Consider the following 14079-nt stretch of genomic DNA (forward strand, 5'->3'; position numbering starts at 1 on the left):
GGGCGCCGCGTCAGCCGGTCGGCACGTCCAGATAGGACGGCGCGGCCTGGGGCGAGCCCAAGGTGAGGGTGCCGCCGGCGCCGTTCGCGTCACCGTAGAGCGGGTCCTTGGTGTCGACGACCAGCATCAGCCGATGGCCCTGCGGGACGTCGTACGCGGCGGCCTGCAGGGCGATCTCGGCGGTGACGGGCCGGCCCGCGCGGCCGTCCAGTGAGGTGAACGGCGCATGGGTGATGATGTGCGCCTTGCCGCGGGCGTCGACGTCGAAGAGGTGGGCGATGATCGTCGACCCGGCCGTGGTGGGCGTGTAGGTCAGCCGCAGCTTGGGGGCGCCCCGCAGCCGGGTGGTGGCCTCCAGGGGCGCGCCGGTCCATACGGCCGCGTTCTCACGGGAGATGGAGTCGGTCCGGTAGGTCTTGGGCAGGCCCGCCATCTCCGCGTAGCCGGCGGCGAAGACGATCTTGCCCGCGGCGCTCGCGGTGGTGTCCTTGCCGGAGGTGAGGGGCATCTGCCAGCCGGTGGACGGCGCGGCGCGCAGCACGCCGTCGGTGCGTTCGCGCCCGGGTGCGGCCAGGTTGAGGCGCTGGGTGCGCTCGGTGAACGCCCCCCAGGTGGGCCGGGTTTCGCGCAGCCAGGGCCAGTACTTCCACATCACCTGGCTGTTGACCTGGCCCTCGGTGTCGATGCCGTTGCGCTCACCCTTGAGGAAGCGGTCGAACCAGCGCTTGGCGTCGTTGGTGACGTGGTTGGGCAGGCCCCCCAGGCCGGTCATCTCCGGCCCGGCGTGGTCCCCGACGGACAGGTCGATCCGCTTGGGCCCGGTCAGCGCGTTGAACGTCTTCAGCGACTGGTTGGCGGGGAAGAGCGTCTCGTGCCACGCCTGGGCGTAAAGGACCGGAACTTTGCGCTTGTTGAGCTGCTTGACGTACGTCTGCGGAGAGCGCTGCTTCGCCCAGGCCAGCGCCTGCGGGATGTTGCGGTTGGCGAGGAGGTCCGCGAATTCCTGGCGGGTGCTCGCGCTGAGACGGGCGTTGCCCGCGACGAGCTGCAGGGCCCGTACGGAGCCCAGGTGCCGGGTGCGGTTCTCGTAGAACGACGCGCCCAGGTCGCCCCAGGTGCTCAGCGCGGCGACCGCGTCCACCCGGGAGTCGTGGGCGGCGATCAGCTGGCTGAGGCCGGAGCCGTACGACAGGCCGGCGAAGCCGACCTTGGTGGTACGGCCCGGTGCGTGCGCGATGAGGTAGTCCAGCGCCTTGGAGCCGTCCTGGACGTCCAGCGGGCCGCCCGCGTCGACCTCGCCCTCCGAGGAGCCGAAGCCGCGCGCGGAGTAGGCCAGGACGTTGTAGCCGGCCAGCGCGTACTTCGTCGCCATGACCGCGTAGGTGTGCCAGCCCACCTGCGTCCAGGGGGACGGCAGGACGATGGCGGGGCGGGGCGCGTCGTCCGGGTGGATCCAGACGGCGCCGTCCAGCTTGTCGCCGTTGACGCCGGGGATCTTCACCAGCTGGAAGGGCGCCGCGGCCGAGGCCGGGGCGGCCGGAGCCGACGGCCGGGGCTCGGCGACGGCGGGGGTGGCCACGGATATGGCAAGCGCGGTGGCCGGAACCACCGCGCATCTGGCCAGGCGGGAACGTAACACGTCCGAAGTGCTCTTCTCTTCAGGGGAATCGAGGCGCAGAACCGCTGCGCACGATCATGAATGCGCGCACCTCGACTCCCCCAAACAGCAACGCCGGGCGAGATGGATCACAGCCGACGATCACCGTCGACGGAGCACAGCCGACGGATCACCGGCGATGGATCACAGCCCCCGCGCGACCTCCGTCGCCCAGTAGGTCAGGATCATGTTCGCCCCGGCCCGCTTGATGCCGGTCAGCGTCTCCAGGATGGCCTTGTCGCGGTCGATCCAGCCCTTCTCGGCGGCCGCCTCGACCATCGCGTACTCACCCGAGATCTGATACGCCGCCACCGGCACGTCCACCGCGTCCGCGAACTTCGCCAGCACGTCCAGGTACGGCAGCGCCGGCTTGACCATGACCATGTCGGCGCCCTCGTCGAGGTCGAGCGCCAACTCGCGCAGCGACTCACGGAGGTTGGCCGGGTCCTGCTGGTAGGTCTTGCGGTCGCCCTGCAGCGACGAGCCGACGGCCTCGCGGAAGGGGCCGTAGAACGCCGACGAGTACTTCGCGGTGTAGGCGAGGATCGAGACGTCCTCGTGGCCGGTCTGGTCCAGCGCGTCGCGGACGACGCCGACCTGACCGTCCATCATGCCGCTGGGCCCGACGGTGTGGACGCCGGCGTCGGCCTGGACCTGCGCCATCTCGGCGTACCGCTCCAGCGTCGCGTCGTTGTCGACCCGGCCCTCGGCGTCCAGCACACCGCAGTGGCCGTGATCGGTGTACTCGTCCAGGCACAGGTCCGACATGATCACGAGGTCGTCGCCGACCTCGGCCCGCACGTCCCGGATGGCGAGCTGGAGAATGCCGTCGGGATCCGTACCGGCCGTCCCCGCGGCGTCCTTCTTCTCGTCGAGCGGGACGCCGAAGAGCATGATTCCCGAGACACCGGCCGCGGCCGCCTCGACGGCCGCCTTGCGCAGCGTGTCACGGGTGTGCTGGACGACGCCCGGCATCGCGCTGATCGGCACCGGCTCGCTGACACCCTCCCGCACGAACGCCGGGAGGATCAGATCGGACGGGTGCAGGCGGTACTCCGCGACCATCCTTCGCATGGCCGGGGTGGTACGCAGCCGCCGCGGCCGCGCCCCCGGAAAGCTTCCGTACTTCGTCATACCGCCCACGCTACGCCCGCCCCGCGCCCTCCCATGCCGACGCCGCGTCGGCCACCGGGGCCGCGGAAACGGCGTGAGCGCGGTGCGGTGCCCCCGCCCCGCGCTCAGTGACCGGGCCCGAGGTCGAGCTCGGCCCACACCGTCTTCAACGGAACCGGCCCCTCCACCACACCCCAGCGATCCGCCAACCCCTCGACGAGCAGCAGCCCGTAGCCGGACTCGGCCAGCGCGCCACGGACGACGGGCCTGCGGACCGGGAGCCGCTCCCGGCGGGTGTCGGTCACCTCGATACGCAGCGTGGCGGGCGGGGTGAGCACGAGGGCTAGGCGGAAGCTCCGCCCCGGGACGCGGCCGTGCCGCACCGCGTTCGCGGCGAGCTCGGCGACGATCAGCCGGGCCGGGTCGTACGCCATCCCCCACGACCGCAGCTGCTCCGTTGCCAGCAACCGGGCCAGCCGGGCACCACGACGGGTGGCGGACAGCGGTACGCAGAAGCGCAGCGGCGGGGCAGAGGGGGCGGAGCCGCAAACAGAACTGCTGGTTCGGGTGATGTGTCGGTTCACGTCACACAGCGTGGTCGCGCGTATCTAGCCTGAGAAGGGTCGGCGCCCGTGCCGACGGTGACCGTCCGCCTGCGCTCCGGCCCTGTCCGGGGACGTACGGCGCGACGAGGAAGGGCGGGTAGGGACGTGGGTGACTGGGACACGGGAATGGACGACGACGAGGCCGGGGCGGTGATGCGGGCCGTGGCACGGCAGTTGAAGCTGTGGCGCGAGGCGGCCGGCCTCACCCAGGCGGAGTTCGGCGCGGCCATCGGGTACGGCGAGGAGCTGGTCTCGTCGGTGGAACGGGGACGCCGCATCCCCCGGCCGGAGTTCCTGGACCGGGCGGACGAGGTCCTGGGGGCGAACGGCAAGATCGCCGCGCTGAAGGCGGATGTGGCGGAGATCCGGTACCCGAAGAAGGTACGGGACCTGAAGAAGCTGGAGGCGGAAGCGGTCGAGCTGTGCGCGTACAACAACTCGGTCATCGAAGGGCTGGTCCAGACCGAGGAGTACGCGCAGGCGGTATTCGGCGCACGCCGCCCCCCGTTCGGCGAGGACGAGTTGGAGCAGCTGGTAGCCGCCCGCTTGAGTCGCCAAGAAGTCCTGAACGGTTCGACCGTACGACCCGTTTTCAGCTTTGTGCAGTGCGAGTCGACGCTGCGCCGCCTCATCGGAGGCAGAATGGTGATGCTTCGGCAGCTTGAACGTCTCCTGGAAGTCGGCCAGTTGCGGAACGTCGACCTTCAAGTTCTGCCGTTGAGCCGGGAGGAGAACTCTGGCCTCGGTGGTTCGTTCCGGCTGTACAGGCTCAAGGACGGCACCACGGTAGGGCACTCCGAGGTCCAGATGATCAGCCGCGTGATCGCAGATCCGAAGCAGGTCCAGGTCCTCGACATGCGCTATGGAATCATCCGAGCGCAGGCTCTCACCCCACGGGAGTCGCTGGCCTTCATCGAGAAAGTGCGGGGAGAGACATGACCCTCAAGCCCTCTGTCGGGAACGGTTCCGCCCTGGCATGGATAAAGAGCAGCTACAGCACAGACGAAGGCCCCGACTGCGTCGAAGTCGCCTGGCGCAAGAGCAGCTACAGCACGGACGACGGTCCCGCATGCGTCGAGGTAGCCACCTGCCCCGACACCATCCACATCCGCGACTCCAAGAACCCCGACGGGCCCCAGCTCACCTTCGCCCCCACCACCTGGGCCGACTTCCTGCCGTACGCCACCGAGCACTGACCGCGTCGGAACAGCGAGAGGAACAACAAGAAGGGCGCCCCCACAACAGGGGCGCCCTTCCTCCGTTCTTCCTCGCTCAGCTACGGGCCCGGCGGCGCGAGCCCGGCCGCCGCTCGCTCGGGCGGGTGACCGGGTCGCCCGCCTCGACCGCGGCATCGCGCCGCGCCGCACCGAAGTCCGCGAGGGCCTCGGCCAGCTTGTGCACCGACGGCTCCGGCGACATGACGTCCACCCGCAGCCCGTGCTCCTCGGCCGTCTTGGCGGTGGCCGGGCCGATGCAGGCGATCACCGTCACGTTGTGCGGCTTGCCGGCGATGCCGACGAGGTTCCGCACCGTCGACGACGACGTGAACAGCACCGCGTCGAAGCCGCCGCCCTTGATCGCCTCGCGGGTCTCGGCCGGCGGCGGCGAGGCGCGCACGGTCCGGTAGGCGGTGACGTCGTCGACCTCCCAGCCCAGCTCGATCAGGCCCGCGACCAGCGTCTCGGTCGCGATGTCGGCGCGCGGCAGGAAGACCCGGTCGATCGGGTCGAAAACGGGGTCGTAGGGCGGCCAGTCCTCCAGCAGCCCGGCGGCGGACTGCTCACCGCTCGGCACCAGGTCGGGCTTCACGCCGAAGGCGACCAGCGCCTTGGCGGTCTGCTCGCCGACCGCGGCGACCTTGATCCCGGCGAAGGCGCGGGCGTCGAGCCCGTACTCCTCGAACTTCTCCCGCACCGCCTTGACGGCGTTGACCGAGGTGAAGGCGATCCACTCGTAGCGGCCGGTGACCAGGCCCTTGACCGCGCGCTCCATCTGCTGCGGGGTGCGCGGCGGTTCGACGGCGATGGTCGGGACCTCGTGCGGCACCGCGCCGTAGGAGACGAGCTGGTCGGAGAGCGACGCGGCCTGCTCCTTCGTACGCGGCACGAGCACCCGCCAGCCGAAGAGCGGCTTGGACTCGAACCACGAAAGGCGGTCGCGCTGCGCGGCGGCGCTGCGCTCACCGACCACGGCTATGACCGGCTGGCCGCCGTCGGCCGAGGGCAGCACCTTGGCGGCCTTGAGCACCTGGGCGATGGAGCCGAGGGTGGCGGTCCAGGTGCGCTGGCGGGTGGTGGTGCCGGCGACGGTGACGGTCAGCGGGGTGTCCGGCTTGCGGCCCGCGGAGACCAGTTCGCCGGCGGCCGCGGCGACCGCGTCGAGGGTGGTGGAGACCACCGCGGTGGCGTCGCTGGTGCCCAGCTCCGTCCAGCAGCGGTCGTCGGCGCAGCGGGCGTCGATGAAGCGCACGTCGGTGCCCTGGGCGTCGCGCAGCGGCACACCGGCGTACGCGGGCACGCCGACGGCCGCCGCGATGCCGGGCACCACCTCGAAGACGATGCCCTCGGCGGCGCAGGCCAGCATCTCCTCGGCGACGTTCCCGTCCAGGCCGGGGTCGCCGGTGACCGCACGCACGACCCGCTTGCCCGCGCGGGCGGCCGCCATGACAAGATTGGCGGTGTCCCTAAGGGTGGGGACACCGGCGGGGATTGACGCCTCGTCAGCTGACCCCTGCAGTGGCGTGTCCACGTGTGCGCGGGCATGCGCACGCACGACGTCCAGCACCTGCGGGTCGGCGATCAGTACGTCCGCGGAGGCCAGCGCCTCCACGGCACGCAGCGTCAGCAGACCCGGGTCTCCCGGCCCGGCACCCAGGAAGGTGACCTGACCGGAGGCGGAGTGGTTTGGGGCGGTGGGGTTCAAAGTGCTCGCTCCCCCATAAGACCGGCCGCACCCTTCGCGAGCATCTCGGCGGCGAGTTCACGGCCCATGTTCTGCGGGGTCGAGACATCGTCGGGAGAGGCGGGTACGTGCCCGGTGGTGGACATCTGCACCAGCGTGCTGCCGTCGGTCGAGCCGACGACACCGCGCAGGTGCAATTCGGTGACAACCTGCTCGTCAGCCTTGGGGCCTCCCGTGCTCGAGCGAAGTCGAGAGCTTGGGGAAAGGTCGGCCAGCGCCCCGACGGGTGCGGAACAGCCGGCCTCCAGGGCGGCGAGCAGGGAACGCTCGGCGGTCACGGCGGCCCGGGTGTCCGGGTCGTCGAGCTCGGCGAGCGTGGCGACGAGGTCTGCGTTCGCGGCAGCACACTCGATCGCCAGTGCCCCCTGGCCGGGGGCGGGCAGAACCACGTCGGGCGACAGCAGCTGCGTCGCCTCGTCGATGCGGCCGATGCGGGTGAGTCCGGCGGCGGCCAGTACGACCGCGTCCAGTTCGCCCTTCTCGACGAAACCGATGCGGGTGTCGATGTTCCCGCGGATCGGCACGGTCTCCACGCGCCGGCCCAGCGACCTGGCCCAGGCGTTGAGCTGCGCCATCCGCCTGGGGGAGCCGGTGCCTATGCGGGCGATCCGGTCCTGGTCGGCGGTCAGCTCCTCGAAGGTGAGCCCGTCCCGGGCGATCAGCGCGTCACGGGGGTCTTCCCGTACGGGGATCGCGGCCAGGGCGAGGGTCTCGGGCTGCGTGGTGGGCAGGTCCTTGAGCGAGTGGACGGCGAAGTCGATGTCCCCGGCGAGCAGCGCGTCACGCAGCGCGGAGACGAAGACGCCGGTCCCACCGATCTGCGCGAGGTGCTCGCGCGAGGTGTCACCGTAGGTGGTGATCTCCACCAGCTCGACGGGGCGGCCGGTCAGCGCGCGCACCGCCTCGGCGATCTGTCCGGACTGGGCCAGGGCGAGCTTGCTGCGCCGTGTCCCCAGCCTGAGGGCTCTGTCAGTGCTGTCGTTCATGACCGCTCCCGTGCATCGTGGCTGCCGCCGCGCGTGTCGGCCCGGCTGACGGCGGCAACCGTCTGGGGGTCGAGGTCGAAGAGTTCGCGCAGCGCGTCGGCGTACCCGGCGCCGCCGGGCTCGCTGGCGAGCTGCTTGACCCGCACGGTGGGCGCGTGCAGGAGTTTGTCGACGACGCGGCGCACGGTCTGGGTGATCTCGGCGCGCTGCTTGTCGTCCAGGTCGGGCAGGCGGCCGTCGAGCCGGGCGATCTCACCGGCGACGACGTCCGCGGCCATGGTGCGCAGGGCGACCACGGTCGGGGTGATGTGCGCGGCGCGCTGGGCGGCGCCGAACGCCGCGACCTCGTCGGAGACGATGCCGCGCACCTTGTCCACGTCGGCCGCCATCGGAGCGTCGGCGGAGGCGTCGGCCAGCGACTCGATGTCGACGAGGTGCGCGCCCTCGATGCGGTGCACCGCGGCGTCGATGTCGCGCGGCATGGCGAGGTCGAGCAGCGCCAGCGGCGCTTCGCGGCCCTCCAGCGCGCCCGCGACCAGGTCGCCGTTGAGAACCAGGCCGGTGGCGCCGGTACAGGAGACCACGATGTCGGCGACCGCCAGCTCGTGCTCGACACAGCTCATCGCCGCCGCCCGGGCGCGCAGCCCACCGGCACCGGGCCCGCCCGGCTCGGTGAGGATCGCGACGAGCCGCTCGGCGCGCGCCACCGTCCGGTTGGCGACCGCGAGCTCGCCGATACCGGCCCGCGCCAGGGTGGTGGCGGCCAGCGACGACATCGAACCCGCGCCGATGACCAGCGCGCGCTTGCCGCGCGCCCAGGCCTCGACGTCCTGGCCGGCGGCCAGCTGCTCCAGGCCGAAGGTGACCAGCGACTGGCCGGCCTTGTCGATGCCGGTCTCGCTGTGGGCACGCTTGCCGACCCGCAGGGCCTGCTGGAACAGGTCGTTCAGCAGACGCCCGGCGGTGTGCTGCTCCTGGGCGACGGCCAGCGCGTCCTTGATCTGGCCGAGGATCTGGCCCTCGCCGATGACCATCGAGTCCAGGCCGCAGGCCACCGAGAACAGGTGGTGGACGGCGCGGTCCTCGTAGTGGACGTAGAGGTAGGGGGTGAGCTCCTCCAGGGCGGCACCGCCGTGGCGCGCCAGGAGGGTGGACAGCTCGGCGACACCGGCGTGGAACTTGTCCACGTCGGCGTAGACCTCGATGCGGTTGCAGGTGGACAGCACCGCGCACTCGGTGACCGGCTCGGCCGACACCGCGTCCTGCAGCAGCTTGCCGCGCGCCTCCGGGACGAGCGCGGCCCGCTCCAGCACGCTCACCGGCGCGCTGCGGTGGCTCAGTCCGACAACGAGAAGGCTCATGCTTGCACCTCGCTCCGCGAGGCACAGCCTGCGCCTGTGACGCACCTTTCCATGATTCGCTCGCTGCGCTCGCTCATGCCGGCATCACGGCGGGGACGTCCCCGTCCGGTCCCTTGCGGTCGCCGGTGACGGCAGCGGCGGCGGCGTCGCCGACGGCGGCGGCACGGTCGGCCGGGCCCGTGGCGCCGCCCTCGGAGCCGCCCTCCTCGCCCGCCTTGCGCTGCTCGTGGAAGGCGAGGATCTGCAGTTCTATCGACAGGTCGACCTTGCGCACGTCGACCCCGTCGGGGACGGTCAGCACGGTCGGCGCGAAGTTGAGGATCGAGGTGACGCCGGCGGCGACCAGGCGGTCGCAGACCTGCTGGGCGGCCCCGGCCGGCGTGGCGATGACGCCGATCGAGACGCCGTTGCTCTCGATGATGTGCTCCAGCTCGTCGGTGTGCTGGACCGCGATGCCGGCGACGGGCTTACCGGCCATGGCCGGGTCGGCGTCGATCAGCGCGGCGACGCGGAAGCCCCTGGAGGCGAAGCCGCCGTAGTTGGCGAGGGCGGCGCCGAGGTTACCGATACCGACGATGACAACCGGCCAGTCCTGGGTCAGGCCCAGTTCCCGCGAGATCTGGTAGACGAGGTACTCCACGTCGTAGCCGACGCCCCGGGTCCCGTAGGAGCCCAGGTAGGAGAAGTCCTTCCGCAGCTTGGCGGAGTTGACCCCCGCCGCGGCCGCGAGCTCCTCGGAGGAGACCGTGGGCACCGAGCGCTCGGAGAGCGCGGTCAGTGCGCGCAGATACAGCGGAAGCCTGGCGACGGTGGCCTCGGGAATCCCTCGGCTTCGGGTCGCCGGTCGGTGAGTTCGGCCAGTTGCCACGGTGCTCCTGCGGGTAGAGCGGGGCTGCGGGCGCCCGTACGGAACCCGACCGCCCTGTCCACTGCAGGCTATGTCTTTGTGAACGCGTGCACAAAGATGGTGTCCGTTTTGCCCGGCCAAAGTGATGGGGGTCACGCGGCTTTTACGGGCCTTCGCGGAACCAACTCCCACGTCACACCGTTCACTCGCGCCGCTCGTGCAACACGGCAGCACCGACGGGAGCACCGGTCCTCACTCCTCACCGCTATACCCCCACACACCTACAAATCGCCCACCGATGGTAGTCGACCCGCGCCCCCGGGAGCACCGCCCGCGACCCGGCACAATGGGCCCCATGGCCCCCTTGTTCAGCCGCAGCCCCCGCAAGAGCCCCGCCGACCGGATGGTCACCCTCGTCGGCAAGCCGGGCTGCCACCTGTGCGACGACGCGCAGGCGGTGATCGAGCAGGTGTGCGCCGAGACGGGCGCGTCCTGGGAGAAGAAGGACATCACCGAGGACGCCGAGCTGCACCGCAAGTACTGGGAGCAGATTCCGGTCGTCCTGGTCGACGGCGCCCAGCACGACTTCTGGCGCGTCGACCCCAAGCGGCTGCGCAAGGCCCTGGGCGCCTGAGCCTCCCGGACAGCAACAGAAACCGCTCGCGGATGGCCGTAACGCAACCGTCCGCCGCCCCAGGCCTCGCGGACACGCGCCCGTAACCGGAACCCCCGAACAAACTGGCTACGCTAGCGCCATGTCCCTCCCGTCTCCCGACCAGCACCCCGGCAGGAGTCCCTACGGGACGCCGCCCGGCGCCTCTCCCGCCCGCCGGTCCGGCTGGAGGCCCTCCGGGGCGCTCTTCCCGCTGGGCTGGCTCCCGCGCCGCAGACAGCGCACCACGGCCCGCAGCGTGCTGGCCGGCGAGGCCGCGGCCGAGGCCGCCCGCAAGTCCTCACAGGAGGCCGAGGAGGCGCAGGCCGCCGAGGCGACCCCCGCCGAGCCGGAGTTCCCGGTCGTCGGGGACACCGCCGCCGCCGCCTTCTTCGACCTCGACAACACGGTCATGCAGGGCGCCGCGCTCTTCCACTTCGGCCGCGGCCTGTACAAGCGGCACTTCTTCCACAAGCGCGACCTGGCCCGCTTCGCCTGGCAGCAGATCTACTTCCGGCTGGCCGGCTCGGAGAACCCCGAGCACATCGCGGACGTCCGCAACAGCGCGCTGTCCATCGTCCAGGGCCATCGCGTCGCCGAGTTGATGTCCATCGGCGAGGAGATCTACGACGAGTACATGGCCGAGCGTGTCTGGCCCGGCACCCGCGCGCTCGCCCAGGCCCACCTCGACGCCGGCCAGAAGGTCTGGCTGGTGACCGCGGCCCCGGTCGAGACCGCGACGATCATCGCCCGCCGGCTCGGCCTGACCGGCGCGCTGGGCACCGTCGCCGAGTCCGTCGGCGGTGTCTACACGGGCAAGTTGGTGGGCGAACCGCTGCACGGCCCGGCGAAGGCCGAAGCGGTGCGCGCACTGGCGGCGGCCGAGGGCCTGGACCTGTCGCACTGCGCCGCCTACAGCGACTCCGCCAACGACATCCCGATGCTCTCCCTCGTCGGACACCCCTACGCGATCAACCCCGACAGCCGGCTGCGCAAGCACGCCCGGGCCCATGGCTGGCGGCTGCGCGACTACCGCACCGGCCGCAAGGCGGCCAAGATCGGCATCCCGGCGGCGGCCGGAGTGGGCGCCCTCGCGGGCGGTGCCGCCGCCGCGGTCGCCCTGCAGCGCCGCCGTCGCTGACCAGGCGTGATCGCCGGGCGGCGGCGTGGGCCATCCACCCTCCCTACCCCCTCCGCCGCCCCGTCAGTCCCGTTGCTTGCAGTCAGCCACAACACGCCCTCCAACCAGGCAGATTGCACACCCTTCCGATCAAAAGTTGCTCAGTATTCGATACTTGATCTGCCACCAACCCGGCACGGACCGTAAGTAATCGATGATTTGAGCAACTGGGTGTAGCGCTGCCTGTACGAAGCGTTATTCTCCTCAGACGCAATCCGGAACCCACACGTCCCTACGACGAGTGAACGGTCCCGCACTGCACGTGATGGAAGCTCTGCCTCTGGGAGTCCCGTGTACCCACACGTCGGGGTTGACGCCTCGGGCCTGGCTACGCTGCGTACGACACTCGTCGACCACCTGCGCAGTTTCGTCCCCACCGCGTACGCCGTCCCCGCTTTCGCCTCAGCCGTCCCCACCTCCGGACACTGCTACGCCCTGGCCGACGGGAGCGCCGCGGTCAGCAAGCCCGCCGCCGGCCGGACCCGCCGTTCCGGCGCCGGCACGACCACCGCCAGGCGCCCCGCCGACAGCGACAGCCGTCGCATGATGGACCTCGTCGAACGAGCCCAGGCCGGCGAGGCCGAGGCCTTCGGCCGCCTCTACGACCAGTACGCCGACACGGTCTACCGCTACATCTACTACCGCGTGGGCGGCCGCGCCACGGCCGAGGACCTCACCAGCGAGACCTTCCTGCGCGCCCTGCGCCGCATCGGCACCTTCACCTGGCAGGGCCGTGACTTCGGGGCCTGGCTGGTGACCATCGCCCGCAACCTCGTCGCCGACCACTTCAAGTCCTCGCGCTTCCGCCTGGAAGTCACCACCGGAGAGATGCTCGACGCCAACGAGGTCGAGCGCAGCCCCGAGGACTCGGTCCTCGAATCCCTCTCCAACGCCGCCCTGTTGGAGGCGGTACGCAAGCTCAACCCCCAGCAGCAGGAATGCGTCACGCTGCGCTTTCTGCAGGGCCTCTCGGTCGCCGAGACCGCCCGCGTCATGGGCAAGAACGAGGGCGCGATCAAGACCCTCCAGTACCGCGCCGTACGCACCCTGGCGCGCCTCCTGCCCGAAGACGCCCGCTGACCGTCCCCCTCCGCCCCACCCCACCCCCGTACGCCCCCTTCTCCGACCGCCCGCACGCCCCTCCTCGCTCACGTTTGGTGACCGGCCATGACCGGTCGGTCAGATCATCGTGAGTGCGTAACCCGAGTGCCGAGCCGCTCGTTGTGCGGGATGCAGGCTCCATGCGGTCACGCCATGCCCGCTGCCTCTCACTCGATCGAGTGGCCGTGGACAGTCGGCGTGCAACCGTCCGGTCCGTCTGGATAGTCAAAGCCAGTCCGGGGAGTCGAACGGGATGACGAGAGGAGGTGCCGCCCGTGATCGCGAATGTCTCGGTGCACCGGCGGGCCAACGCCTTCGCCCAGGCCCTGGAGGACCAGGTCCTCGAGGGTGCGGCGGCCGAGGACCAGGTCGACAATCCGGCGCAGGCGCCGGGCGAAGCACGGCTGTTGGCGGTCGCCGACGGCCTCGGGAAACTCCCGAGGCCGGAGATGGCCACCGAGGTCAAGACTGTCCAGCGCGCAGAGCTCCTCGCCGCGATGGAGTCCGCCTTCGCCGAAGGCGCTGCTCCGTCCGACGGCGCCGGGGCACCCGAGCAGCGTGAACGCAGGGGCGCGCACCGGGCCACGAAATCGATCGGCCGGCTACGGCCGCGCTCCCGCCTCTCCAAGGGGCTGGCCGCGGGCGGTCTGACGGTCGGCGTCGCGGCCGGAGCCTTCAGCGGCGTCGCCGCCGCCAGCTCCGACGCCCTCCCGGGCGACTCCCTGTACGGCCTCAAACGCGGCATGGAGGACCTCAAGCTCGGCATGGCCGACGACGACTCCGACCGCGGCCGGCTCTATCTGGACCAGGCCTCCACCCGCATGATGGAGGCCCGCCGGCTGATGGAGCGGGGCCGGGTCGCCGACCTCGACCACGAGTCCCTCGGTGAGGTCCGCAAGGCGCTCTCCGGCGTCAAACACGACGCGGGCGAGGGGCACCGCCTGCTGCACCAGGCGTACGAGCGCGACGGCTCGCTCGGCCCCATCCAGGCGCTGAACTCCTTCACCAAGTCCCATCGCAGCACCTGGTCGCAGCTGCGCGACAGGCTCCCGCTGCAGCTCATGGACGTCCGTGACGAGGTCAGTTCGGTCTTCGACGCCATAGACCAAGAGGTCGGTCCGCTGCGTTCGCTGCTGCCCACCACCCCGGACGGCAAGAACCACCCGCACGACACGCCAGCCTCCGCGGGCACCGGCTCCGGCTCCCACGGCCGCCCGGCACCGTCCGACAGCCAGGCCCGCTCCGGCCAGCACACGGGCGGCTCGCACGCCCCGCGCCCGTCGTCCTCACCGTCCCAGGAGGGCGGTCTGCTCGGCGGCGGTACGGGCGGACTGCTCGACCCGCCGGCCAAGGGCAGCAGCCCGTCGCCGCACGACCGCGGCAAGGGCCACGAAGCCGACAGCCGGCCCGACGTCACCCTTCCGCCGCTGCTCCCGGGCCTGCTCCCCCGCCTGGGCATCGACGGCGAGGACCTCCCGAAGTAGCTCGGGCGGCCCGCCGCGGCGGGGGGGGGGGGGGGGGGGGGGGGGGGGGGGGGGGGGGGGGGGGGGGGGGGGGGGGGGGGGGGGGGGGGGGGGGGGGGGGGGTGGGGTGTTGTGTGCGTAGTTCTGTCTGCC

The 14079-nt window shown here is 71.6% G+C and carries 13 protein-coding genes; 6 read left to right on the forward strand and 7 right to left on the reverse strand.

What is annotated here, in order from left to right; genetic code table 11:
- Nucleotides 1–10: 10 nt before the first annotated feature.
- The 3 genes from ACZ5XZ_RS28605 to ACZ5XZ_RS28615 form a co-directional block, all read right to left on the reverse strand.
- Entirely contained in the window at nt 11–1579 is a 1569-nt protein-coding gene (locus tag ACZ5XZ_RS28605; RefSeq protein ID WP_468983001.1) for a CocE/NonD family hydrolase, read from the reverse strand.
- Between the two features lie 222 nt (nt 1580–1801).
- Entirely contained in the window at nt 1802–2791 is a 990-nt protein-coding gene (gene hemB, locus ACZ5XZ_RS28610) for a porphobilinogen synthase (RefSeq protein ID WP_468983004.1), read from the reverse strand.
- A gap of 104 nt (nt 2792–2895) precedes the next feature.
- Nucleotides 2896–3354, reverse strand: a complete 459-nt coding sequence (locus ACZ5XZ_RS28615) for an ATP-binding protein (RefSeq protein ID WP_468983005.1) — start codon at nt 3352–3354, stop codon at nt 2896–2898.
- A 147-nt stretch (nt 3355–3501) separates the two neighbouring features.
- On the opposite strand from ACZ5XZ_RS28615, the gene ACZ5XZ_RS28620 reads away from it, so the two are divergent.
- Complete coding sequence (locus ACZ5XZ_RS28620) at nt 3502–4314, forward strand: helix-turn-helix domain-containing protein (RefSeq protein ID WP_468983041.1); 813 nt, start codon at nt 3502–3504, stop codon at nt 4312–4314.
- Entirely contained in the window at nt 4311–4571 is a 261-nt protein-coding gene (locus tag ACZ5XZ_RS28625) for a DUF397 domain-containing protein (protein ID WP_468983007.1), read from the forward strand. Before ACZ5XZ_RS28620 ends, ACZ5XZ_RS28625 begins: the two co-directional genes overlap by 4 nt.
- Nucleotides 4572–4647: 76 nt before the next feature.
- Here ACZ5XZ_RS28625 and ACZ5XZ_RS28630 read toward each other — a convergent pair whose 3' ends face one another.
- From ACZ5XZ_RS28630 to ACZ5XZ_RS28645, 4 genes are all read right to left on the reverse strand, one after another.
- A complete protein-coding gene (locus ACZ5XZ_RS28630; RefSeq protein WP_468983009.1) occupies nt 4648–6297 on the reverse strand; it encodes a bifunctional uroporphyrinogen-III C-methyltransferase/uroporphyrinogen-III synthase in 1650 nt (549 codons plus the stop codon).
- Entirely contained in the window at nt 6294–7322 is a 1029-nt protein-coding gene (hemC, locus tag ACZ5XZ_RS28635; RefSeq protein ID WP_468983012.1) for a hydroxymethylbilane synthase, read from the reverse strand. Before hemC ends, ACZ5XZ_RS28630 begins: the two co-directional genes overlap by 4 nt.
- Nucleotides 7319–8683 (reverse strand): glutamyl-tRNA reductase, encoded by a 1365-nt coding sequence (locus ACZ5XZ_RS28640; protein ID WP_468983013.1) that lies wholly within the window; start codon nt 8681–8683, stop codon nt 7319–7321. Before ACZ5XZ_RS28640 ends, hemC begins: the two co-directional genes overlap by 4 nt.
- Nucleotides 8684–8756: 73 nt before the next feature.
- Entirely contained in the window at nt 8757–9551 is a 795-nt protein-coding gene (locus ACZ5XZ_RS28645) for a redox-sensing transcriptional repressor Rex (RefSeq protein ID WP_468983016.1), read from the reverse strand.
- Nucleotides 9552–9885: 334 nt separating this feature from the next.
- Between ACZ5XZ_RS28645 and ACZ5XZ_RS28650 the strand changes: the two genes are divergently transcribed.
- The 4 genes from ACZ5XZ_RS28650 to ACZ5XZ_RS28665 all read left to right on the forward strand — a co-directional run bounded on the left by ACZ5XZ_RS28650 (nt 9886) and on the right by ACZ5XZ_RS28665 (nt 13947).
- On the forward strand, nt 9886–10164 hold the full coding sequence (locus tag ACZ5XZ_RS28650; RefSeq protein ID WP_468983019.1) for a glutaredoxin family protein: 279 nt from the start codon (nt 9886–9888) through the stop codon (nt 10162–10164).
- Between the two features lie 121 nt (nt 10165–10285).
- Nucleotides 10286–11323, forward strand: a complete 1038-nt coding sequence (locus ACZ5XZ_RS28655; protein WP_468983021.1) for an HAD family hydrolase — start codon at nt 10286–10288, stop codon at nt 11321–11323.
- Nucleotides 11324–11653: 330 nt separating this feature from the next.
- Nucleotides 11654–12442 carry an ECF subfamily RNA polymerase sigma factor, BldN family gene (locus ACZ5XZ_RS28660; RefSeq protein ID WP_384442130.1) on the forward strand — a complete coding sequence of 263 codons (789 nt, stop codon included), beginning with the start codon at nt 11654–11656 and terminating at the stop codon, nt 12440–12442.
- Nucleotides 12443–12738: 296 nt separating this feature from the next.
- On the forward strand, nt 12739–13947 hold the full coding sequence (locus tag ACZ5XZ_RS28665) for a DUF5667 domain-containing protein (protein ID WP_468983023.1): 1209 nt from the start codon (nt 12739–12741) through the stop codon (nt 13945–13947).
- The last annotated feature ends 132 nt before the right edge of the window (nt 13948–14079 follow it).

It is taken from the genome of Streptomyces sp. NPDC033270 (assembly GCF_055576575.1).

What these genes read in the sequence shown, in the direction of transcription:
- ACZ5XZ_RS28640 (WP_468983013.1), bottom strand. Translation starts at nt 8,683, where the DNA reads ATGAGCCTTCTCGTTGTCGGACTGAGCCACCGCAGCGCGCCGGTGAGC.
- hemB (WP_468983004.1), bottom strand. Translation starts at nt 2,791, where the DNA reads ATGACGAAGTACGGAAGCTTTCCGGGGGCGCGGCCGCGGCGGCTGCGT.
- ACZ5XZ_RS28620 (WP_468983041.1), top strand. Translation starts at nt 3,502, where the DNA reads ATGGACGACGACGAGGCCGGGGCGGTGATGCGGGCCGTGGCACGGCAG.
- hemC (WP_468983012.1), bottom strand. Translation starts at nt 7,322, where the DNA reads ATGAACGACAGCACTGACAGAGCCCTCAGGCTGGGGACACGGCGCAGC.
- ACZ5XZ_RS28655 (WP_468983021.1), top strand. Translation starts at nt 10,286, where the DNA reads ATGTCCCTCCCGTCTCCCGACCAGCACCCCGGCAGGAGTCCCTACGGG.
- ACZ5XZ_RS28625 (WP_468983007.1), top strand. Translation starts at nt 4,311, where the DNA reads ATGACCCTCAAGCCCTCTGTCGGGAACGGTTCCGCCCTGGCATGGATA.
- ACZ5XZ_RS28650 (WP_468983019.1), top strand. Translation starts at nt 9,886, where the DNA reads ATGGCCCCCTTGTTCAGCCGCAGCCCCCGCAAGAGCCCCGCCGACCGG.